Source organism: Fructilactobacillus sp. YLN 2412, assembly GCF_059488745.1.
Genome location: NZ_CM183165.1, coordinates 768073 through 790304, shown reverse-complemented (window position 1 = coordinate 790304; position 22232 = coordinate 768073). Strand labels below are relative to the sequence as shown.

The following is a 22232-nucleotide window of genomic DNA, read 5'->3' as shown; positions in this document are numbered from 1 at the left end:
ATTTTTTATACTTATTTAGTTTTTAGGAGTGTCGATATATCCAGAAAGAATGTTTTGTAAACTCTTATCCTCAATATGAACATCACCGTCTTTTAGAACCTTAGCAACAACACTATGAAGTGTATCACTATCATTCATTCTTTGGGTTGCTAACTGATCTTTAACTTCTGCTTTATGATCGTTTAAAGTTCCTTTAGAAGGATGGTTAACCATTTCAATTACTTGGTAACCTTCTTTAGTCTTAACAGGGGTCTTAGTGTATTCACCATTCTTAAGTTTAAATGAAGCCTTCTTAAATGATGAATCAACCGTTGAATTACTGTTATCAAATGCTGGTAATTTACCACCATCATTTTTATTTGAAGAGTTGATTGAGTATTTCTTAGCTAAAGTATCCCATTTCTGACCATTATCTAGGTTTGAGATCACAGTTTCAGCTGTACTCTTATCTTTGGTAACGATTGCTTTAACCGTTACCTTAGGTTGATAACTCTTAAATTGTTTTTCAAGATCTTTATTTGAGAAGCTGGTTTTATCGAGAACAGCTTGTTTTAATAATAAATTATCTTTAATTGAGTCTTTAAGTTGAGATTCAGTCATACCTTGTTGTTGTAACATAGCAGAGAATTGACTACCATATTGTTTTTTGTATTTATCAAGTTGACTGTTTACTTCTGATTCTTTAACTTTATCTCCGTATTTATGTTCCAATACTTTGTTTAGAATCATTTGTTGAAGTTCTTGTTTACCTTGTTGGGTACCCTTCATTTTGTTGTAATATTGTTCTTGAGTTATTTTTCCACCATCAGTTGTGGCAACAGTTTTACTGCTTTCTCCACATGCAACAAGTGAAAGACTCATAAGAATACCAGCTGCGCCCACAGCCCATTTTTTCTTACTCATATATACACATCCATTCTTAAAATTTGAAGATTTAAATTCTCAAAGAAAGATAATCTTACTTACAAATATACCATATCTAAATTAGTGGTGATTGTTTACCAATTAAATTTAATCTTATTTTAATCTTATTGTTTGATTTTATTTATAATTGAATCCTGAATTGCTTCATATTTAGATTTATTATAATCACTTTCGTTATTGCCAAAATGAATTGAAAAATCATCATTTTTTGTATAGCGTGGAATGAGATGAAAATGAGCATGAAATACTGATTGGTAGGCTAATTCACCATTATCATTTACAATATTCATTCCCTTGATTTCAGGATTTGAATCTTTAATAGCTGTTGCAATTGCTGGTATTCTTGCGAATACTTCGCCTGCAGTTTCGGCATCGAAATCATAAATATTTTTAATATGTTTTTTGGGAATCACTAGTGTATGTCCAGGTGTAGTTTGTGAAATATCAAGAAATGCTAAAACTACGTCATCTTCATAGACTTTATAGCTAGGGATTTCACCACTTACAATTTTACAAAAAATACAATTTGAATCAGTCATAGATAAAGCTCCTTTCTCTGTAAGTATACACTATCTTATAAAATTATTGAGCTTTGCCATATGATATAATTAGCTTAATTACTATATCTTAATGAGTTGGGAGTGTTTCAATGAGTTTAGAAGTTAATAAGTTGACTGGTGGATATTCTAGTATTCCTGTTTTAAAAAATGAAAGTTTCGATGTTAAAGATGGAGAACTAGTTTCTTTAATTGGTCTTAATGGAGCTGGGAAATCAACTACCATTAATCACATTATGGGTTTAATGACACCGTTTTCTGGCACTATTAAAGTAAATGGAATTCAAATTAATGATGATGTTGAAAAATATAAGCAGGAAATTGCTTATGTTCCTGAAATGCCAATTTTATATCCTGAATTAACTTTAAAGGAACATATTGATACTACAATCATGGCATATAATCTTGATTATGCATCAACTTGGGAAAAGGCACATCAGTTATTAAAGACTTTTCGTTTAAATAATAAGTTGGAGTGGTTTCCAGCTAATTTTTCCAAAGGGATGCGCCAAAAAGTCATGATTGTTTGTGCTTTTATTACTAATGCTAAATTATTTGTGATTGATGAACCATTTTTAGGACTGGATCCACTGGCAGTAAATGATTTACTTAAAATAATTGATGATAAGAAAAAAGAGGGAGCCAGTATTTTGATGTCTACCCATGTGTTGGATACTGCTGAAAAATATTGTGATCGATTCGTGTTGCTTAATGATGGTAAAGTTAATTATGAAGGTACAATGGCAGATATTAAACAACAATATTCAAATTATGGAAGTTCATTAAATGATATTTATTTAGCATTGGCAAGGAATGATAGTCATGAATAAAATTTTTAGAAAAAGACTTAATTCTCACATAATGGAAATGGTTAAATATTTACGTTATGTTTTTAATGATTTTTTTGTAATTGCGTTAATGTTTTTTATTGGAGCACTTAGTCTTTCATATTCAAATTTATTAAGTAATTTACAGACTAACTTGTGGTGGGAACCATTATTAGTAATTATCGTTATTTTATTTTCTGTTCATTTGGGAACAATGGTTACGCTGATTAAAAAACCAGATCAAGTGTTTTTAACGCCCAAAGAATATGATTTTAAAAGCTATTTTCAAGCTGCATTAAAATATAGCTATTTAATGGCTTCACTTATTCAATTTTTAATCTGGTTCGTATTGCTACCATTTATGAGTATTTCTTTTGGATGGAAAACTTTAGATTTAGTGTTTGTGTTAATTCTGATGTTATTACTAAAGTTTTATTTGTTAGAAATAGAATTTTTGCAAATTAGACGTTCTCGTTCTAGTTCATTTTGGAAAAAAACGTTATTTAATTGGATTCTTCCAATTGGAATTTTAGGGGTAGCATTTTATATTGGGTTACCAACAGCACTCTTTTTAACATTAATTTGTATTTTTGGAGTTACTTATGAAAGACTACATCAATCTAATGTAGTTAATTGGCAATATGTAATTAATACTGAAGACAAGCGTATGAATCGTATTTATCGTTTCTTCAGTTTATTTACAGAGGTTCCTTCATTACCTTCAAAATCGCATCGACGTAAGTATCTGGATCCATTGTTAAGACCACTAAAAAAAGATCAAAAACATTTGTTTTCTAATTTATATTTACGTACTTTTATTCGCGACAATGATATAAGTTCCTTATATTTCAGACTTTTATTAGTCGGTTTTGTTTTATTAATGTTTGTCAATAACCAAATTTTAGCAATTTTAATTTCGGTTTTATTTATTTATTTAACTGGGGTTCAAATTATTCCATTTTTTAATTATTTTGATGATAATGTTTTAATTCATATTTATCCAGTTAGTGAAAATGTTAAAATTAAAAACTTCAGAAGATTGCTTCAGTTATTATTAATGATTGAAATGCTAGCTCTTTTAATCGGAATGTTAATTGCTAAAGATGGAATACAAACAATTTTTATTTCAATTATATTGTGGATAATAGAAGTCTATTTTTTGACAGTTACACTTTTAAATAAAAAACATAAAAATTAGAAATCGGAGATTGATGATGAGAGTTAGAAAAAAGAAATGGGCACTTCCATACATGGAAAATCACCCAGAATATTTAATTAATGACCCAGAAAAGTATTTAGGAAAGTGGAAAAGTAGATTTAAAAATAATGCTCCAATTCACGTTGAAATTGGTTCTGGAAAAGGTCAATTTATTATTGGGATGGCTAAAAAACATCCAGATATTAATTATATTGGAATTGAAATTCAAGATTCAGTACTGGCAATGGCAGTAAATAAAGCAGTTGATAGTCAGCTTCCTAATGTTCAATTAGTTTTAACCGATGGTAAAGATGTCGATAGTTTTTTTGAAAAGGGTGAAATTCAAAAATTATATCTTAACTTTTCTGATCCCTGGCCTAAAAGTCGTCATGAAAAACGACGTTTAACTTCGCCAAAATTTTTACAAAGCTATCAGAATATATTGCCTAAGAATGCTGAGTTAGAGTTTAAAACTGATAACCGAGGGCTTTTTGAATACTCTCTTGTTAGTTTAAATAATTTTGGAATGAAATTTAGTTCTGTTAATCTAGATTTTCATCATAGTAATGTAGAAATTATAGATGATAACGTAGAAACAGAATATGAAGAAAAATATAAAGAAAAAGGCCCAATCTATAAGATTGTGGCCCAATTTACTTAAATAATCATTCGTAGCTATCATTAATTAATTTAATTCGATATATTTCTCTGGTCTCTGGAGTGAATAAGAAAGTATATGATTCTTTTAAACCAGTTTCTTCATTTTCAATATTTATACCGCATTCATATTCAAGACCTTTATGGTTATCAAAATCAATCCAGTAACCATTAATATTTTGATTACCAAATTCTTTTTTTATGGAATCGGTTAAACTTTTTTTTACTAATTCTTGTTTAGCTTGTTTTCTTTTTTTTACAAAAACATATACTGAAGTACCTGCAACTGATAATAGAGTTGGAACTATAAATTTAGGTTTAAACAATTGATTGACCCCTTTCTTTCATTTAAATTTAATTATATAACAATTTAATTAAGCGTGGGCTATAATAAAATAGATAGGAGAATCATAGTATGGAACAATTACCAGTAATGAACGTAACTGAATTAAATAAAAAAATTAAAAGCGGTAAATATATTTTATTTTTTACCGCTGGATGGTGTCCAGATTGCAACTTTATTAAACCAGTAATGCCAGAAATCGTAAAAGATTATCCAGAATACACATTTATTAAAGTTGATCGTGATGATAACATTGATTTATGTAAAGAATTGGATGTTTTTGGTATTCCTAGTTTTATTGCATATGATAATGGCAATGAAATTGGCAGATTGGTAAATAAAAATCGCAAGACTAAAACTGAAATTGAAGAATTTATTAATTCACTTTCAACTAAAAAATAATGTTAAGGAGAAATGAACAAATTGATGATTACTAGTTATAATCCAAAACAAATTGGGGATGTCTTAATTGTTGTATTAGGTCCTAAAAAAGGGAAACAACAAATTAATAAAAAAGATGACATTGTTGAAATTAAAAATGAGGACGGAAATGTAATTGGTTACAATATTTTCAATGTTAGCCGAATCATTCCGGATATCAAAAATTATAATGGGAGAGTTGATTTAAATGAAACTCAAATCAGCCATTTAAATGAATTTTTAACCAATCATGGATTTAATAATTTATTACCAAAAAGGATTGAACCTAAGTTTATTGTTGGATATGTTAAATCAGTTAAAAATCATCCTGATTCAAGCCATTTACTTATCACAGAGACTGAAGTTCAAAATGGTGAAACACTACAAATTGTTAGCAGTTCTCCAAATATGCAAGAAGGTATTAGAGTCGTAGTTGCTGAGATTGGTGCAATGATGCCTAATGGACTTATCATTTGGCCAAGTAAATTAAAATCAGTTGAAAGTAATGGAATGATTTGTTCTGGAAGAGAACTTAAAATTCCTAATGCTCCTGATAAACCTGGCGCATTGATTTTGCCTGATTCGTATAAAATTGGCGAACCATTCAATTTTAAAAAAGCTAAAACACTTTTTGACGAATAGTTGCTATTCGTTTTTTTATACATAACTTTTAATTAGGGTGAAAAACATTATGGAACATTATGATGGTCCAGCATTTTTTAGAAAATATTTTAATGGGGAAAAAGTTTCAAAAAATTTTGCAATTAATCAATTTCAAAATACCTCCACTAAAGTTAATAATGGAAAGAAACGAAAGCTTTTAAGTGAAAATAATAAAAAAAATACATTTACTCCAAAAGAAAAAGAACTTGACTTGATTCAGAAAACAAAGTCCTTTAAACCAATTAAGAGCAATATCCGACATAATTATTATAATTTTGGTGGAAATAAAATTAGTTCTCAGTATCTTGAAGCTATTAAAGAATTGGAAAAAAATACCGCAAACTTTATTTTATATGCTGAAAAACCTAAAGTTGGCGTGATTAAGTCGAATTCAATCGATTTAATTAGTGAGGAAAAATCTGATGATATTGATAAAAAAGCGATAATTCAAACACCTGATTTGAAAAAAAACGATGGCAAATTAGATGTTAGAAAATCAATTGATAATGATGTAGTTAAGTCGCAGTCAAATGAAAACGAAAATGAAAACACTGTGGATAACTCAGAGGATAAAAAGAAAAAGCCTACGCATCATAAGGAATTAGGTCATTCTCTTAGTGATATTTTTAATAATGAAAATGGTTTAGCCAATCATTTACCTTTGTTTAATCAGTCCGCTGAGAAAACTGCTAATAATTCAGATACACTAAATGAAAATAAGGATGTTGAACATAATGACATTCAAAATGATTTTGTATCAAATCATGACGAAGTAACTGATTCATTAACGGATTCCAAGACTGATTTGAATACTGCTAGTAATAAATCAAATTCCCAAAATAATCAAACAGCAGATTATAAGGATTACGGTCATCAATTTCCGGAACAAAATTATCGTTTTCCAAGCGACAAACTTTTAAATCCTCCAGTCAATAACAATGTAAATAATGATATGGATGAATGGATTGAAAATCAGGCACTAACGTTGGATGATACTTTACAAGCATTTCATGTTCAAGGTCATGTGACTGATTGGACTAATGGACCAACTGTAACTCAGTTTCAAGTGAAACTTGATTTAGGAGTCAAAGTAAACAAAATAACTAATTTAAATGACGATTTGAAAATGGCATTAGCTGCAAAAGATATTCGAATTGAAGCTCCTATTCCAGGTAAATCAACTGTTGGAATTGAAATTCCAAATCCTGAACCACGCCCAGTAATGCTATCAGAAATTTTGGAATCACCTTTATTTAAACAAGAAAACTTTTCGACTGATGTTGCTTTAGGAGTTAATATTGAAGGTCTTCCGGTAACTGCAGATATTCGTAAAATGCCCCATGCTTTGATTGCAGGGGCAACAGGATCAGGGAAAAGTGTCTTTATTAATAGTTTATTATTATCTTTACTTTATCATGCCACTCCGCGTGAGTTAAGAATGATTTTAATAGATCCTAAGGCTGTTGAATTGGCTCCATATGATGGGATTCCACACTTGATTTCTCCAGTTATTTCAGATCCAAAAGAAGCCGCAGCTGCCTTAAAATGGGTTACAACTGAGATGGATAATCGATATGAACGATTAGCTGCTTCTGGTGTTAGAAATATTGAGCAGTATAATAAATTAGCACATGAAAATAATCGTGATGTTGACAAACTGCCTTATATTTTAGTTGTTATTGATGAGTTAGCTGATTTGATGATGGTAGCTTCTGGCGAAGTCCAGGATTACATTGTTAGAATCACACAAAAGGCACGTGCAGCAGGAATTCACTTAGTTGTAGCTACTCAAAGACCAAGTGTCGACATTGTAACAGGAACGATTAAAAATAATATTCCAACTCGAATTGCTTTTATGGTTTCAAGTCAGGTTGATTCTCGAACAATTATCGATCAAGCTGGAGCCGAACGGCTGTTAGGGAAAGGGGATATGCTATATTTAGGTAATGGGGCTAATAAACCTGAACGATTACAAGGTGCATTTGTAACAAATAAAGAAGTTGAAAAAGTTACAGAATTTATTCGTACTCAGGGTAGCCCACATTATGAATTTGAGCCTAAATCATTACTAAAAAGTGTTGACAAAGCAGCTAGTCATGATGATTTATGGCAACAAATTTTACAATATGTTGCAAATGAAGATACGATTTCTACTTCAAAATTACAAAGAACATTTTCAATTGGATATAATCGAGCAGCTAATATCATTGATGATTTAGAAAGAAATAATTTTGTTTCTTCACAACATGGTGCAAAGCCTCGTGACATTTATTTGAATGAGGCTGATTTAAAAAAGCTTAATATTTAGTGTTTAGACTTTCGAGTTAGAAATTGATATCATTTTAACTATATAAAATAAAAGGAGAACATCCATAAATAATGATAAATAATGAACCTGAATTAAACAAAGATACCACTTATTTTTTCGTTGGAATTAAGGGAACGGGAATGAGTGCCATGGCATTAGTAGTTCATGACATGGGATGCAAAGTTGAAGGATCAGATATTGAAAAATATACTTTTACTCAAAAAGGATTAGAAGATGAAGGCATTTCAGTATATCCATTTAATCCCGATAATATTAAACCTGGTATGACTTTAATCGTTGGGAATGCTTTTAAAGATGACCAGCCTGAAGTTGTTCGTGCCAAAGAAATGGGTTTGCCAATTTACCGTTATCCAGAATTTTTAGAAGAATTGATTAAAAATTTTACCAGCATTGCTGTTTGTGGAGCTCATGGGAAAACAAGTACTTCTGGATTATTGGCCCATGTTTTAAGTGGAATTGCACCAACTGATTACCTTGTTGGAGATGGAACGGGTAATGCTACTCCTGATGCTAGATTTTTTGTATATGAAGCTGATGAATATCGAAGACACTTTATGCCAACATATCCAGATTATGCAATTATGACAAACATTGATTTTGATCATCCTGATTATTATAAAGGTATTGATGATGTTTTTGATGCTTTTCAAACTTTTGCTTCACACGTTAAAAAAGGGATTTTTGCTTGGGGTGATGATCCATATTTACGTAAAATTGATGCTGATGTTCCAGTTTATTATTATGGAACAAAAGAAAAGGATGATTTTCGTGCGACTGATATTAAAAGGACTACTACTGGATCAACATTTAATGTTGTTTTTCGTGGCAAAAATTTAGGTCGTTTTGAAATTCCATTATTTGGTGAACATAATGTACTTAATACCCTTGCAGTAATAGCAGTTGCTTATTTTGAAGAAGTTGATTTAGATGAAATTAAAAGAGAATTATTAACTTTTAAAGGTGTAAAAAGACGGTTTTCGCAAATTAAAATCGGTGATATGACTATTATTGATGATTATGCTCATCATCCATCTGAAATTAAAGCAACTTTAGATGCAGCAAGACAAGAGTATCCTAATAAAGAAATCATTGTAGTTTTTCAACCACACACCTTTAGTAGAACAATTGCTTATTTAGATGATTTTGCTAAAACTTTGGGAAAAGCTGATAAGGTATTTGTGACTAAAATTTATGGATCTCCTCGTGAGAAATCTGGTCATGTTACTAGTCAAGATTTGGTTGACAAAATTGATAACGGTAATTTGATTAGTGAGGACAATATGTCACCATTATTAGATTATAAGAATGCCGTCATCATTTTTATGGGTGCTGGTGATATCCAAAAATATGAACGAACATACGAAGAATTACTTAGTCATTTGAGTAAAAAAGTAAATTAAGAACTTTATTTGACACTTTTAACATCTTTGGTGTTATGATTCAACTACGATAACGATATCTCAATAGACTTTTAGGTTTTTAAACACGACTGAATTAGAACGAGCTTGTTAATTAATAATTAATAAAAATTTTTGATTTTTTAGTTTTAAAGTAATGAAATAATAGTACTGATTAATTTCTTCCTGTCTATTAGAGTTATCGTTATCAAGAGAATATATTCTTGGCGTCCTGCTGTGGCCACAGCGGGACGTTTTTTATTGAAAAATTTTAGTGAACAATATTAGATAATCATCATGAAGTATAATAAAATTAGTATAAAAGATTATAATTATGATGAAATAAAGATATTGAATATCAGCAAATATTCCTAGAGGAGTTGCATTTATGTCCGACAAAAAATTATTATTAATTGATGGTAACTCACTTACCTATAAAGCTTTTTTTGCATTATATACGTCACTTGATCGTTTTACTAATCATGATGGGTTACATACAAATGCTATCTATGGTTTTAACCGTATGTTGGATGATATTTTGGCAAAGGTTAAACCAACTGCTATTTTAGCGGCTTTTGATGCTGGTAAAACAACTTTCAGAACAAAAATGTACGATGATTACAAAGCTGGTCGAGCTAAGATGCCAGAAGAATTAAAAGAACAATTTCCTTATGTAATGGATTTATTGCACGCTCGTGGGATTAAAACATATGAATTAAAAAATTATGAAGCTGATGATATTATTGGAACTATGGCACAAAATGCGGAGTCAGAAGGATACCAAGTTGAGATAATAACTGGAGATCGTGATTTGACTCAGCTTTGTTCAGAAAAAACAACTGTTGCTGTTTCTAAAAAAGGAGTTAGTGATATTGAAGCATACACTCCTAAATACGTGGAAAAAACTTTGGGAATAAAGCCTAGTCAGATTATTGATATAAAAGGCCTTCAAGGTGATAATTCTGATAACTATCCTGGAGTTGAAAAAGTTGGACCCAAAACTGCAATTAAGTTAATTAAACAGTTTGGAACGATTGAAAATCTTTATCAACATTTGGATGAGGTATCAGGGAAGAAGCTAAAAGAACATTTAGAAAATGATCAGAATCAGGCCTTTTTGTCAAAAAAATTAGCTACTATTGATCGAAATGTACCATTGGAAATTAAATTATCCGATTTAGCATATCAAGGTTTAAATCAAGAAGAGTTGATTGATTTTTATAAAAAAATGGGGTTTAAATCTTTTTTAAAAGATTTTAAAAGTGATGAATCTAGTTCAGAACATAAGCTTCCAAACGTCAATTACGAAATCTTAACAGAAGCAAATAGTAACGATTTAAATCAACTTGGTGATAATTTAACTTTTAATCTAGAAATGTTAACTATGAATTATCATAATGCAAAACAAATTGGTTTAGTAATTGGCAATGGGGAAAAATGGTTTGTTAGTAAAGATTTAAATTTGTTACAAAATGAAAATGTTAAAAATTTATTAGAAAATTCTTCAATTAAGAAAAATGTATTTGATAACAAATCACAGATTGTTGGTTTGCATCGAAATAATGTTACTTTAAATGGTGTCGATTTTGATATGTTGTTAGTTTCATATTTGTTAAATACGTTGGATAATGCCGATGATATTGGTGAAGTAGCTAATCGACATGGATATGATGGTGTTTTACCTGATCAAGATATTTATGGTAAGGGAAAAAGTATTAAGGTACCTGATGATAAAATTCTTTATGAGCATATGACTCGCAAAGCTTTGGCTATTAGTAAATTAAAAGATGAAATGTTAATAGATTTAGAAAAACATCAACAAACTGATTTGTATCGTCTGTTAGAGTTGCCCCTTTCACAAGTTTTGAGTGAAATGGAAATTGAGGGTATTACTGTCGATGTTGATAAGTTGGAAGAATTAAAGAGTAAATTTACTGAACGAGTTTCAGAATTAAAACAAACCATCTATCAAGAAGCTGGAGAAGAATTTAACATTGGTTCACCAAAGCAGTTGGGTAATATTTTATTTGAAAAAATGGGATTACCAATCTTAAAGAAAACTAAAACTGGTTATTCCACTTCTGTAGATATTTTGGAAAAACTTGCTCCTGATTATCCAATCATTGATAATATTTTGATTTATCGTCAGTTAACCAAATTAATTTCTACTTACATCGACGGAATTAAAAGTGATATTGGCAAAGATCAAAAGGTGCATACAAGATATCTTCAAACTCTTACGCAAACTGGAAGATTATCGTCTGTTGATCCAAACTTACAAAACATACCGGTTCGAACTGAGGAAGGTCGAAAGATTCGAGAAGCTTTTGTACCTAGTCATAAGGGGTGGAAATTATTTTCTTCTGATTATTCGCAAATTGAATTGCGGGTTTTGGCTGCGATATCAGGGGATAAAAATATGAAAGCGGCTTTTGATAGTGGAGAAGATATTCATGCTGTCACAGCACGCAGAATATTTGAGTTGGCTGATGATGCAGAAGTAACTCCTGAACTAAGAAGACAAGCTAAGGCAGTAAACTTTGGAATTGTTTATGGAATTAGCTCATATGGATTAGCCCATAATACAGGTATTTCTCCAAAAGATGCTAAAAAATTCATTGATAAATATTTCAAAGAATACCCAGAAGTAAAGCAATATACTGAAGATATTGTTGAATTTGCTAAAAAAAATGGTTATGTTGAGACAATTTCTAAAAGGCGAAGATACATTCCAGAAATTAATTCAAAGCGATTTCAACAACGTCAATTTGCTGAAAGAATTGCAATGAACTCACCTATTCAAGGAAGTGCAGCTGATATTATCAAAGCTGCTATGATTAAAATGCAACAGATTTTAAAAGAGAAAGGAATGAAAGCTAAAATGTTGCTTCAAATTCATGACGAATTAATATTTGAAGCTCCAGAAGCAGAAATTCCAAAATTAGAAAAATTAGTTCCAAAAGTGATGGACTCAATTGTGAAGACGAGTCCTCTGTTACAAAATTCAGATGTTGATTTTAATGTTCCGTTAAAAGTTGAAAGCCATTATGGCGATAATTGGTATGATATTAAAAAATAGACAGTAGGTGTAATGATGCCAGAATTACCAGAAGTAGAAACAGTTCGTAAAGGATTAATGAATTTAGTTGCGGGAGCAAAAATTAAATCTGTTGAAGTTATTTATCCTAAGATGTTAAATGTTTCACCAGAAGAATTTAAAGAAAAATTAGCTGGAAAAGAAATTATTAAAATTGAACGCCGTGGAAAATATCTCTTATTTCGTTTAAGCGATGATTTAACGTTGGTTTCTCATTTGCGAATGGAAGGTAAATATGAGATTCAACCTGAAGGTACAGAGCGTCCTAAGCATACTAATATTGTTTTTCATTTAACTGATGGACGAGAGTTACGCTATAAAGATACAAGAATGTTTGGAAAAATGTATTTGGTTAAAAACGAAAACGTCTTTGATTTATCAGGTTTAAATAAAATTGGACCTGAGCCAACTGATGAAAATTTGAAATTTGATTATTTAAAACATCAGTTGCATAAATCCCATCGTAAAATTAAGGCATTTTTGTTGGATCAGTCTAATTTAGCTGGATTGGGTAATATTTATTGTGATGAAGTACTATGGATGTCTAAGATTAACCCAGAACAACAAACAAATTATTTAAGTGACTCAGAAATTGAATTATTACGTGAAAATATTATTAAAGAAATCGCTGCAGCAATTAAAGGTCATGGGACTACCGTTCATTCATATTCTAATGCCTATGGGAAAGCAGGAGAGTTTCAAAATCAATTGCATGCATATGGTAAAAAAGGAGAAAAATGCGAACGTTGTGGAACTGTGATGAAAAAAATTAAAGTGGCCCAGCGTGGTACTACATTTTGTCCCACCTGCCAAACTATTCATGGTGATTTAAGTGACTAAAATAATTGGATTAACCGGAAGTATAGCAACTGGTAAATCAACAGTTGCAAGAATAATTGAAAAAGAAGGCATTCCAGTTCTTGATTTAGATAAAATGACTCATGATTTAGAAAATCATAATCAAGAAGTCATTGAAATTATAGGGAAATGTTTTGGAAAAGATGTTGTTAGCTCTGGAAGTGTTGATCGGCATAAATTAGGAAAAATTGTATTTAGTAATCCTAGTAAAATGAGAGCATTAGTAAGAATAATTAATCCCTTTTTATTTAAATTAATTGAAAAAAATACTAAAGGTCGTTTAACAATTCTTGACGCTCCAACTTTGTTTGAAAATGGATTTCAAATTATGACTGATAATGTTTTAATGATAACTTGTGATCCGGTAATTCAGATGAGTCGACTACAAAAACGTGATAATATTTCTATTAGTAAAGCTAATCAATTAATTTCAGCTCAATGGCCGCAATCTTTAAAAAAAGAATTAGCTGATGAATTAATCGATAGTTCCAACGGATTTATAGATTTAAAGCAGCAAGTATTAAAATGGTTAGATAAACTGAGGTGAGATGAATGAAATGTCCAAAGTGTTTCCATACTTCATCAAAAGTTATTGAGAGTCGACCAATTGAGAGTAGAAAAGCAATTAGGCGACGTCGTGAATGTGAAAAATGTGGACATCGGTTTACTACTTTTGAAACAATTGAAGATACACCAATGTTAGTAGTTAAAAAAGATGGAGCTCGTGAAGAATTTAGTTCAGAAAAAATTCTTCGTGGTATTATTAGATCTTGTGAAAAAAGACCGGTGTCAATGGAACAGATGAACAAGATTGTGTCTGAAACAGAAAAAAATATTGAGAATCAAGATACTGGGAGTCATGAGGTTTCAAGTGAAGCTATTGGGAAATACGTAATGGCAGGATTAAAAAAAGTAGATGAAATTGCTTATATTCGTTTTGCTAGTGTTTATCGTCAGTTTAAAGATATGAACGAATTTTATAGTAAAATGAAAGAACTAATGGGTGATTCTACAGAATCAGAAGAGCAAACAAATGGACATAACTAACAATAAGATTATTAATCCTAAAACTAACTATCATGTTTTTAAGCATCAACCATTAGATAACCAGAATCGACAAAGTTTAGATGAATTGTATTTGCCAATTATTGGAAATAACGCTTATGCTTTGATTAATCAGCTTTGGCATAGTGATGATCGCGAACACGAACATTTTGAATTGATGTCTAATCTTGGAGTCGATGGAAATGAATTATATAATGCTAGATTAAAATTAGAGGGTTCTGGGCTATTAAAAGTTTATGTTGACGAATCTGGAAGTGACAAATATCTTTTAGAAAATCCTTTGTCTAGTGTACGATTTTTTAATGATAATCTTTTAAGTGAAGTGCTTTTAGAGATGGTCGGGGAATCTCAATTCCTGAATCTATCACATAAATTATTACCTAAGCAATTTGATTTTTCTGCTTTTGATGATCAAACACATAATTTTTTACAGGCATTTTCAATTCATTCAGAAAATATTACGAACCAACCAAATATGATTAAACAAGTCCATGATTATACGGAAGGCACTTTAGATAAACGGAATCAGTCTGACAATTTTAATAATTTGGATTTTGATTTGATATTAACTATTTTACAAAATTCATTTGTAAATATAGATGATGTGAAAAAAAACAAATCTTTGTTTAGTTCAACAAAATTATTATATGGTACTGATGAAGTTGAAATGGCTAAAATAATTGAAAAAGCAACCAGCTTAGTAAATAATCATTTTGATGTGCAAAAGTTCAAAATATTAATTTCACGTGCTCATCAAATTCAATTTAATCCAGTTAGTCAGGATGATGATCCAGTTGTTGTTAAAAATAATGTGTCAGAGATTGAATCTTTAACTATTCAAGAACAACAGTTGGTTAAAATTGCACAAACTACAGCTCCACTTGTATTTTTAAATTCACTTAAAAAAGAAAAAAAAGGTTTTGCAACTTCTTCTGAAGAACGTACAATCAGTCAACTAGTCGAGAGAAATGTTTTAAAAAGCGAAGTAGTAAATATACTGATTTATTTGTTACTCGTTGATAGGGACTATCCTACTTTAAATAAAAATTTAGTTGATACGATTGCTAATGACTGGTCGCAACAAGATATTAATAGTGCAAGTCAAGCTCTTAACGAGATTAAAACACGTGATAGTAAAATTGATGAGAAAAAAGTTGCTAGAAAAAAACAAAATCAGCGAAAAAATAATATTAAAGAAACATTGCCTGATTGGGCTCAAAACGATGCTAAATTTGTTAAAGATGAGGTTATTTCAAAAGAACAACAACATAAAATTGCTGACAAATTAAAACAATTAAAAAAAGATGAGGGGAGTGAAAAGTAGTGGAAGATGTTGGAAAAGAATTAAAACGAACAATGGAATCTCATAATTTAAAACAACATTATCGAGAAATTTTAAATAGTGTATATGATGATGATGACGTAAAAAATTTTTTAAAAATAAATCAAAATAAACTTGATAAAAATGCAGTTGAAAAGTCTGCTTCAAAATTGTATGAGTTCGTTAATGAAAAGAAAAAGTTAGTAAACGGAAATGGCAATTTTGCTAAGGGATATCAGCCGACTTTAATTTTAAATGATCACTTGATTGACGTATCATATCAGCCAACAAAAGAGCATCTAAGCTTAGAAAGACAAAAAAAATTAGCTAAAAATTTTAAAACAGTTGGAATGACAGCAGATATCAAAAATGTCAATTTAGATGATTATGAACAAACAGCTGACAGAGCAGTTGCTCTTGAAACTTCAATTGATTTTATTCAAGATTACGAAACTAATCCTAAATCATTTCATAAAGCACTTTATTTCTATGGTCCATTTGGAGTAGGTAAAACATATTTATTAGCTGCGGTTGCTCATCGTCTATCTGATGATGGATTTCAAACATTATTGCTTCATTTTCCGAGTTTTGCAGTTGATATTAAAAATGCTATTAACAATAACCAGGTGGCAGATAAATTGGATAGTGTTAAAAAGATTCCAGTTTTAATAATTGATGACATTGGTGCAGATTCAATGTCTACTTGGATTAGAGATGATATTTTAGGTGTTATTTTAGAATATCGGATGCAGCATGAGCTACCAACATTTTTTAGTTCTAATTTTTCAATGGAACAATTAGAACAAGAACATCTTTCAACTACCTCTCGAGGCGATGTAGAACCTTTAAAAGCCAAGCGATTAATGGAAAGAATTAAATTTTTAGCTCGTCCAATTCAAGTTGGAGGCCGGAATCGTAGAAATAATTAAGATTATAGCTTGACATCCATATGACTGATAGTTAAAATGTCAATAAGGATATGGAATAATAATTGATTCACAGAGAGAACAGTATATTCTGGAAACTGTTTGTTGATTTTATTATTTTACCACCTTACTAAATCAAAAATTAATATGTGGTTAACGAAGATATTCATATTTTTATGAATAAATTTGGGTGGAACCGCGTCTAATGACGCCCCTGGTATTATAATACCAGGGGCATTTTTTATAGGAGGAAAATAGCATGGCAGAGTTAACATTTGAATTTCCTGATGGAAACAAAAAAGAATTTGATCGTGGAATTACTGTTGAAGAAATTGCTAAATCAATTTCTGTTAGTTTAGCTAAAAAAGCTGTTGCTGGTAAGGTTGATGGAAAATTAGTTGATGTAATGCAACCTTTGAATCAAGGCGGCAAGATTGAAATTATTACTTCTGGAACTCAAGATGGACTTCAAGTATTACGTCAAGGGGCAGCACAATTATTAGAAGCTGTAGTAAAAAAAGAGTTTCCTGAAATAAGAATTGGTGAAATTTCAGCTGATGAAGATGGTTTTTATGTTGACACTGATAAAGAAGACCGTCAGGTTAGTGCTGATGAATTAGATACTCTTGCTGAAAAAATGAAAAAAGTTATTAAAAATGATGCAAGTGTAAAGCGAGTTTATTTAAGTAAAGAAGATGCACTTAAAGAAGTTGATGGTGATCCATATCAAGCTGAATTAATTAATAAGATTAATTCAGATAATGTATTATTTTATGATATTGATGGTATTTTAACTTTGTCACAAGGAGTAGTAGCTCCTAGTTTAAAAGATTTAAAACATTTTAAATTATTGTCAGTTGCTGGCGCTTATTGGGAAGGGAAATCTTCCAATCCAATGTTACAAAGAATTTATGGAACTGCTTTTTATAAAGAAGCCGAATTAAAAGCAGATTTACAACAACGTCAAGAAGCAAAAGAACGTGATCATCGTGTAATTGGTAATAATCTTGATTTATTCTTTGTAGACCCTAAAGTTGGAGCTGGTTTACCATATTGGATGCCAAATGGTGCTACTATTCGTCGTACGATTGAAAGATATATTACAGACAAAGAAATCTCTCATGGATATCAACATGTTTATACTCCTGTTTTGGCTAATCTTGATTTATATAAACAATCAGGTCATTGGGATCACTATCGAGAAGATATGTTTCCACCAATGGAAATGGATGATGATGAAATGCTTGAATTGCGTCCAATGAATTGTCCTTCTCATATTCAGATTTACAAACATCATATTCGTTCATATCGTGAATTACCTTTGCGAATTGCTGAATTAGGAATGATGCATCGTTATGAAAAATCAGGAGCTTTGAGTGGATTACAACGAGTTCGTGAAATGACCTTGAACGATGGACACACATTTGTAAGTTTGGATCAAATCCAAGATGAATTTAAAAAAATTCTTAATTTAATGATGGAAGTATACAAAGATTTTGATATCGATAACTATACTTTCCGATTAAGTTACCGTGATCCAAAGAATACTGAAAAGTATTTTGATGATGATGAAATGTGGAATAAGGCTCAGTCAATGTTGAAAGGTGCTATGGATGATCTTGGTTTAGATTATGTAGAAGCTGAAGGTGAAGCAGCATTTTATGGTCCAAAACTCGATGTTCAAACCAAGACTGCACTTGGCAATGAGGAAACCTTATCAACTATCCAGTTAGATTTCATGTTACCAGAACGATTTGATCTTCATTATGTTGGTGAAGATGGTAAAGAACATCGTCCCGTTATGATTCATCGTGGGATTGTATCAACCATGGAAAGATTTACTGCTTACTTGATTGAAATGTATAAAGGAGCCTTTCCAACTTGGTTAGCACCTAAACAAGTGCAAATCATCCCCGTTAGTGACGATAAACACGGTGATTATGCTAGAACTATCAACGAAAAATTACGTGCAGTTAATATTCGTTCTAATGTTGATGAACGAAGTGAAAAAATGGGATATTTAATCCGAGATGCCCAAACTCATAAAATACCATATACAATTGTTGTTGGTGATGATGAAGTTAAAAACAATACCATTTCTGTTCGTAAATATGGAGAAGATAATAGTCGTGACTTATCAATGGATGACTTTTTGATTGAAATTCTTAAAGATATTTCTACTTATTCACGAAATGACAAAAAAGATAATAGTAAGGTTGACAAAGTTAAATAATCTTGATATTATTAAATAGATAAAAGCAGAGGCTTCCCGCTTCTCGCCTTAGTGATAATGATTGCTGGGCTTTTACGGATTAATGACCTATTAATAGGTGTAGCGGGTATTCAGCTGAATACCCGCTATTTTTCTGCTTTAAATATACTTGGAGGTGAACCACCATAGCAAAGAGAGATCAAATGGTCAATGAAGGTATTCGAGCTCATGAAATGATGATTATTGATGATAATGGTAATAAACTTGGGCTGAAGTCAAAGCAAGATGCTTTACAAATGGCGGAGGATGCTAATCTTGATTTAGTACTTGTAGCTCCTAATGCAAAGCCAGCGGTTGCAAAAATACTTGATTATGGTAAGTATCGTTTTAATCGGCAAAAGAAAGAGCGTGAAGCTCGTAAAAAGCAAAAGACTGTTAGTCTTAAAGAAATTCGTTTAAGTCCTACAATTGACACTAACGACTTTAATACTAAACTTAAAAATGCACAGAAATTTTTAAATAAAGGTGAAAAAGTTAGAGTTTCAATTAGATTTAAAGGACGTGCCATTACGCATAAAGAAATTGGACGTCAGGTTCTTAATAGAATGGCTGATGCAACTTCTGATATTGCAACAGTAACTCAGAGAGCAAAAATGGATGGCCGTAGTATGTTCTTAATGCTTGCACCAAGTAATAAAAGAAAAAACTAGCTCTAAATAGCTAATTAATGAGGAGGAAATTGTTATGCCAAAGATGAAATCAAATCGTGCGGTTGCTAAAAGATTTAAGAAAACTTCTAAAGGTGGACTTAAAAGTGCACATGCCTTTACTGACCATAGATTCCACGGTAAAACTAAGAAACAACGTAGACATTTACGTGGAACACACACGCTTAGTAAAATTTGGGTTAAGACCTATACTGAACTATTAAGAAAATAATTTAATCTTAGGGGGATTTTAATATGCCACGAGTAAAAGGTGGAACTGCTACACGTAACCGTCGTAAACGTGTTCTTAAATTAGCTAAAGGATACCGCGGTGGAAAACATCGTCTTTTTAAAACAGCTAAAGATCAAGTAATGAAGTCACAGGAATATGCTTTCCGTGATCGTCGTAATAATAAAGGTAATTTTAGAAAAATTTGGATTGCAAGAATTAATGCAGCAGCTAGAATTAATGATATTAGTTACAGCAAACTTATGCATGGTTTAAAAGAAGCTAATATCGATATGAATCGTAAAATGTTAGCTGATTTAGCTGTTAATGATGCAGATGCTTTTGCTGCATTAGCTGAACAAGCTAAAAAGGCTTTATAATAAAATAAATCTTATTTTAAACTTTCACCATTTTATGTTGGTGGAGGTTTTTTTATTAGAATCTTCCCAATTCATATCCAAATGCTTTAAAATAAAGTAAGTAAATTTAGCGAAGAGAGTAGGTTTGTTATGTTATCATCTTTTAAGCCAACGTGGATGGTACAAAGTATTTATCATATTTCACCTGAAAAATTAAAGAAGCACGGAATTAATACAATTTTGACGGATCTTGATAATACTTTAATCCCTTGGAATAATGCTACTGGCACAGAAAAAGTTATCAAATGGATTGATAAGTTGCATAGTTATGGTATTAAAGTCATTGTCGTATCTAATAATGATCCTAAAAGAGTCAGAGTTGCTGTGAAAGATTTACAACTACCATTTGTTTCACATGCTTTAAAACCACTTGGGATTGGAATCAAAAAAACTTTAAAAAGTTATCATCTTAAAAAAAATCAAGTGGTGATGGTGGGGGATCAATTAATGACTGACATTTGGGCAGCAAATAATTGTGGAATTGCTAGTATTTGGGTAAAACCATTAAAATCTAGTGATATGTTACCAACTAAAATCAATCGCTATTTTGAAGCGATTGTTTATAAAATGCTCCAAAATAAATATTCTGACTTGAAATGGAAAGAGGATATTGATTAATGAAAAAAAATGATGAAGCAATTATTAATGAAGAGACGAACGATGAATCATTATATTGTATTGGTTGTGGGGCAGAGATTCAAACCACTAACCCTAAAGAACCTGGATATACACCGCAATCTGCGGTTGAAAAAGGTTTAGAATCAGGTGAGTTATATTGTCAGCGATGTTTTAAATTACGTCATTATAATGAAATTCAACCTGTCAGTATTTCTGATGATGATTTTTTGGAATTATTAAGTAAAATTGGAAAAACCGATTCATTGATTGTATATGTAGTAGATATTTTTGATGTTAATGGAAGTATTATACCGGGAATTCAACGTTTTGTTGGAGATAATCCTATTATGGTAGTGGGTAATAAAGTTGATTTATTGCCCTCATCATTCAAAAGAACAAAAGTAAAAGACTGGCTTCGACAAATGGTAAATAAGGCAGGAATTAAACCAATTGATATTGAATTGGCTTCTGCTAAAACTAATCAATCTGTGGATAATTTATTAGATGCAATTAATAAGTATGAAAAGAATCGTGATGTATATGTAGTTGGAGTTACCAATGTTGGTAAATCTACCCTTATTAATCAAATCATTCATCAAAGTTCTGGAGAAAAACAATTAATTACAACTTCAAAATTTCCTGGAACAACGCTTGATATGATTAAAATTCCATTAGACAATGGACATTATTTGGTTGATACTCCAGGAATTATTCATGAAAGTCAGATGGCACATTACTTATCTCCTAAAGACTTAAAGTATGTTTCACCACAAAAAACAATCAAGCCACGTTCTTATCAACTTAATGAAGGACAAACATTATTTTTAGGTGCATTGGGTCGTTTTGATTATATTAAAGGACCAAAAGCAGGTTTTGTAGTTTATGCTGATAATAATTTAATGATTCATAGAACCAAGTTGGAAAATGCTGATGAGTTTTTTGAAAAACATGCAGGAGAATTGTTAAATCCACCAACTGGAAAAGAAAATGTTATTCCATTACAACGACATGAATTTAAAGTAACGGACACGTCAGATTTAGTAATTGAGGGATTAGGTTGGATAACTGTTCCTAAAGGATCAATTATAGCAGGATGGGCTCCCAAAGGTGTAGCTGTCTTAATTCGTAAATCAATGTTTTAAAAGGAGAATATATGAAATTAACTGGAAAACAAAAAAGATTTTTACGAGCAAATGCCAATCATCTTCGTCCAATTTTTTCGGTTGGAAAAAATGGATTAAATGAGGTTTGGTTGAATGAAGTTATTCAAGCAGTAAATAAACGTGAGTTGGTGAAGATAAGTATTCAGCAAAGTGCGGACGTTGATGTTGATGATGTGAAACAATTTGTGGAAGATAATAGTGAAATTCAAGTAGTTCAAACAATTGGAAAAACTGTTTTATTATTTAATCAATCAAATAATCCTGCTCATCGTGATATTTCCAATGGGGTTTTTAACTTGTAG

General features: G+C 30.9%; 23 protein-coding genes and 1 other annotated feature. Of the genes, 20 read left to right on the top strand and 3 right to left on the bottom strand.

Annotated elements, in window-relative coordinates; translation table 11 throughout:
• Window positions 1-15: 15 nt before the first annotated feature.
• Both AC0GLR_RS03865 and AC0GLR_RS03860 read right to left on the bottom strand, forming a co-directional pair.
• A complete protein-coding gene (locus tag AC0GLR_RS03865; protein ID WP_495604174.1) occupies window positions 16-903 on the bottom strand; it encodes a peptidylprolyl isomerase in 888 nt (295 codons plus the stop codon).
• Between the two features lie 125 nt (window positions 904-1028).
• On the bottom strand, window positions 1029-1463 hold the full coding sequence (locus AC0GLR_RS03860) for an HIT family protein (RefSeq protein ID WP_495604173.1): 435 nt from the start codon (window positions 1461-1463) through the stop codon (window positions 1029-1031).
• A gap of 110 nt (window positions 1464-1573) precedes the next feature.
• Between AC0GLR_RS03860 and AC0GLR_RS03855 the strand changes: the two genes are divergently transcribed.
• Genes AC0GLR_RS03855 through trmB form a run of 3 tightly spaced genes read left to right on the top strand, consistent with a single transcriptional unit; the run spans window position 1574 to window position 4167 of the window.
• Window positions 1574-2311, top strand: coding sequence for an ABC transporter ATP-binding protein (locus tag AC0GLR_RS03855; protein WP_495604172.1), 738 nt, complete (start codon window positions 1574-1576; stop codon window positions 2309-2311).
• Window positions 2304-3506: an ABC transporter permease gene (locus AC0GLR_RS03850; protein WP_495604171.1), complete on the top strand. Its 1203-nt coding sequence runs from the start codon at window positions 2304-2306 to the stop codon at window positions 3504-3506. The genes AC0GLR_RS03855 and AC0GLR_RS03850 overlap by 8 nt, the downstream gene beginning before the upstream one ends.
• Before the next feature lie 16 nt (window positions 3507-3522).
• Window positions 3523-4167, top strand: a complete 645-nt coding sequence (trmB, locus tag AC0GLR_RS03845; protein WP_495604170.1) for a tRNA (guanosine(46)-N7)-methyltransferase TrmB — start codon at window positions 3523-3525, stop codon at window positions 4165-4167.
• A gap of 4 nt (window positions 4168-4171) precedes the next feature.
• Here the strand turns inward: trmB and AC0GLR_RS03840 are convergent, their stop codons facing one another.
• Entirely contained in the window at window positions 4172-4489 is a 318-nt protein-coding gene (locus AC0GLR_RS03840; RefSeq protein ID WP_495604169.1) for a hypothetical protein, read from the bottom strand.
• Between the two features lie 89 nt (window positions 4490-4578).
• On the opposite strand from AC0GLR_RS03840, the gene AC0GLR_RS03835 reads away from it, so the two are divergent.
• The 17 genes from AC0GLR_RS03835 (at window position 4579) to yhbY (ending at window position 22232) form a co-directional block, all read left to right on the top strand.
• Window positions 4579-4908 carry a thioredoxin family protein gene (locus tag AC0GLR_RS03835; RefSeq protein ID WP_495604168.1) on the top strand — a complete coding sequence of 110 codons (330 nt, stop codon included), beginning with the start codon at window positions 4579-4581 and terminating at the stop codon, window positions 4906-4908.
• Between the two features lie 21 nt (window positions 4909-4929).
• Window positions 4930-5568 (top strand): YtpR family tRNA-binding protein, encoded by a 639-nt coding sequence (gene ytpR, locus AC0GLR_RS03830; protein WP_495605416.1) that lies wholly within the window; start codon window positions 4930-4932, stop codon window positions 5566-5568.
• A gap of 49 nt (window positions 5569-5617) precedes the next feature.
• Window positions 5618-7897 (top strand): DNA translocase FtsK, encoded by a 2280-nt coding sequence (locus AC0GLR_RS03825; protein WP_495604167.1) that lies wholly within the window; start codon window positions 5618-5620, stop codon window positions 7895-7897.
• Between the two features lie 71 nt (window positions 7898-7968).
• Window positions 7969-9318: a UDP-N-acetylmuramate--L-alanine ligase gene (gene murC, locus AC0GLR_RS03820; protein ID WP_495604166.1), complete on the top strand. Its 1350-nt coding sequence runs from the start codon at window positions 7969-7971 to the stop codon at window positions 9316-9318.
• Window positions 9319-9703: 385 nt separating this feature from the next.
• On the top strand, window positions 9704-12394 hold the full coding sequence (gene polA, locus AC0GLR_RS03815; RefSeq protein WP_495604165.1) for a DNA polymerase I: 2691 nt from the start codon (window positions 9704-9706) through the stop codon (window positions 12392-12394).
• A 15-nt stretch (window positions 12395-12409) separates the two neighbouring features.
• On the top strand, window positions 12410-13252 hold the full coding sequence (gene mutM / locus AC0GLR_RS03810) for a DNA-formamidopyrimidine glycosylase (RefSeq protein WP_495604164.1): 843 nt from the start codon (window positions 12410-12412) through the stop codon (window positions 13250-13252).
• The gene (gene coaE, locus AC0GLR_RS03805) at window positions 13245-13817 is read left to right on the top strand and encodes a dephospho-CoA kinase (protein ID WP_495604163.1); all 573 of its coding nucleotides are present in this window, start codon (window positions 13245-13247) and stop codon (window positions 13815-13817) included. Before mutM ends, coaE begins: the two co-directional genes overlap by 8 nt.
• Window positions 13818-13822: 5 nt before the next feature.
• Window positions 13823-14317 (top strand): transcriptional regulator NrdR, encoded by a 495-nt coding sequence (gene nrdR / locus AC0GLR_RS03800; RefSeq protein ID WP_495604162.1) that lies wholly within the window; start codon window positions 13823-13825, stop codon window positions 14315-14317.
• Window positions 14304-15659 (top strand): DnaD domain protein, encoded by a 1356-nt coding sequence (locus AC0GLR_RS03795; RefSeq protein WP_495604161.1) that lies wholly within the window; start codon window positions 14304-14306, stop codon window positions 15657-15659. Before nrdR ends, AC0GLR_RS03795 begins: the two co-directional genes overlap by 14 nt.
• Entirely contained in the window at window positions 15659-16585 is a 927-nt protein-coding gene (gene dnaI / locus AC0GLR_RS03790; protein ID WP_495604160.1) for a primosomal protein DnaI, read from the top strand. Before AC0GLR_RS03795 ends, dnaI begins: the two co-directional genes overlap by 1 nt.
• 256 nt (window positions 16586-16841) lie before the next feature.
• Window positions 16842-18815 (top strand): threonine--tRNA ligase, encoded by a 1974-nt coding sequence (gene thrS / locus AC0GLR_RS03785; protein WP_495604159.1) that lies wholly within the window; start codon window positions 16842-16844, stop codon window positions 18813-18815.
• A 17-nt stretch (window positions 18816-18832) separates the two neighbouring features.
• Window positions 18833-18955, top strand: a sequence feature (ribosomal protein L20 leader region).
• Between the two features lie 42 nt (window positions 18956-18997).
• Window positions 18998-19504, top strand: coding sequence for a translation initiation factor IF-3 (infC, locus tag AC0GLR_RS03780; RefSeq protein WP_054646254.1), 507 nt, complete (start codon window positions 18998-19000; stop codon window positions 19502-19504).
• A gap of 34 nt (window positions 19505-19538) precedes the next feature.
• The gene (rpmI, locus tag AC0GLR_RS03775; RefSeq protein WP_054646253.1) at window positions 19539-19733 is read left to right on the top strand and encodes a 50S ribosomal protein L35; all 195 of its coding nucleotides are present in this window, start codon (window positions 19539-19541) and stop codon (window positions 19731-19733) included.
• 23 nt (window positions 19734-19756) lie between these two features.
• On the top strand, window positions 19757-20110 hold the full coding sequence (gene rplT / locus AC0GLR_RS03770) for a 50S ribosomal protein L20 (protein WP_054646252.1): 354 nt from the start codon (window positions 19757-19759) through the stop codon (window positions 20108-20110).
• A gap of 129 nt (window positions 20111-20239) precedes the next feature.
• Window positions 20240-20767 carry a YqeG family HAD IIIA-type phosphatase gene (locus AC0GLR_RS03765; protein WP_056997633.1) on the top strand — a complete coding sequence of 176 codons (528 nt, stop codon included), beginning with the start codon at window positions 20240-20242 and terminating at the stop codon, window positions 20765-20767.
• On the top strand, window positions 20767-21909 hold the full coding sequence (yqeH, locus tag AC0GLR_RS03760) for a ribosome biogenesis GTPase YqeH (RefSeq protein ID WP_495604158.1): 1143 nt from the start codon (window positions 20767-20769) through the stop codon (window positions 21907-21909). The genes AC0GLR_RS03765 and yqeH overlap by 1 nt, the downstream gene beginning before the upstream one ends.
• An 11-nt stretch (window positions 21910-21920) precedes the next feature.
• Window positions 21921-22232, top strand: a complete 312-nt coding sequence (yhbY, locus tag AC0GLR_RS03755) for a ribosome assembly RNA-binding protein YhbY (RefSeq protein WP_056997631.1) — start codon at window positions 21921-21923, stop codon at window positions 22230-22232.

Bases quoted from the DNA above. Each gene is read 5' to 3' on its own strand.
- AC0GLR_RS03855 (WP_495604172.1), top strand. From the start codon at position 1,574: ATGAGTTTAGAAGTTAATAAGTTGACTGGTGGATATTCTAGTATTCCT.
- AC0GLR_RS03825 (WP_495604167.1), top strand. From the start codon at position 5,618: ATGGAACATTATGATGGTCCAGCATTTTTTAGAAAATATTTTAATGGG.
- murC (WP_495604166.1), top strand. From the start codon at position 7,969: ATGATAAATAATGAACCTGAATTAAACAAAGATACCACTTATTTTTTC.
- thrS (WP_495604159.1), top strand. From the start codon at position 16,842: ATGGCAGAGTTAACATTTGAATTTCCTGATGGAAACAAAAAAGAATTT.
- mutM (WP_495604164.1), top strand. From the start codon at position 12,410: ATGCCAGAATTACCAGAAGTAGAAACAGTTCGTAAAGGATTAATGAAT.
- AC0GLR_RS03860 (WP_495604173.1), bottom strand. From the start codon at position 1,463: ATGACTGATTCAAATTGTATTTTTTGTAAAATTGTAAGTGGTGAAATC.
- nrdR (WP_495604162.1), top strand. From the start codon at position 13,823: ATGAAATGTCCAAAGTGTTTCCATACTTCATCAAAAGTTATTGAGAGT.
- yhbY (WP_056997631.1), top strand. From the start codon at position 21,921: ATGAAATTAACTGGAAAACAAAAAAGATTTTTACGAGCAAATGCCAAT.
- AC0GLR_RS03835 (WP_495604168.1), top strand. From the start codon at position 4,579: ATGGAACAATTACCAGTAATGAACGTAACTGAATTAAATAAAAAAATT.
- AC0GLR_RS03795 (WP_495604161.1), top strand. From the start codon at position 14,304: ATGGACATAACTAACAATAAGATTATTAATCCTAAAACTAACTATCAT.
- rpmI (WP_054646253.1), top strand. From the start codon at position 19,539: ATGCCAAAGATGAAATCAAATCGTGCGGTTGCTAAAAGATTTAAGAAA.
- polA (WP_495604165.1), top strand. From the start codon at position 9,704: ATGTCCGACAAAAAATTATTATTAATTGATGGTAACTCACTTACCTAT.
- AC0GLR_RS03765 (WP_056997633.1), top strand. From the start codon at position 20,240: ATGTTATCATCTTTTAAGCCAACGTGGATGGTACAAAGTATTTATCAT.
- trmB (WP_495604170.1), top strand. From the start codon at position 3,523: ATGAGAGTTAGAAAAAAGAAATGGGCACTTCCATACATGGAAAATCAC.
- yqeH (WP_495604158.1), top strand. From the start codon at position 20,767: ATGAAAAAAAATGATGAAGCAATTATTAATGAAGAGACGAACGATGAA.
- rplT (WP_054646252.1), top strand. From the start codon at position 19,757: ATGCCACGAGTAAAAGGTGGAACTGCTACACGTAACCGTCGTAAACGT.
- AC0GLR_RS03865 (WP_495604174.1), bottom strand. From the start codon at position 903: ATGAGTAAGAAAAAATGGGCTGTGGGCGCAGCTGGTATTCTTATGAGT.
- infC (WP_054646254.1), top strand. From the start codon at position 18,998: ATGGTCAATGAAGGTATTCGAGCTCATGAAATGATGATTATTGATGAT.
- AC0GLR_RS03850 (WP_495604171.1), top strand. From the start codon at position 2,304: ATGAATAAAATTTTTAGAAAAAGACTTAATTCTCACATAATGGAAATG.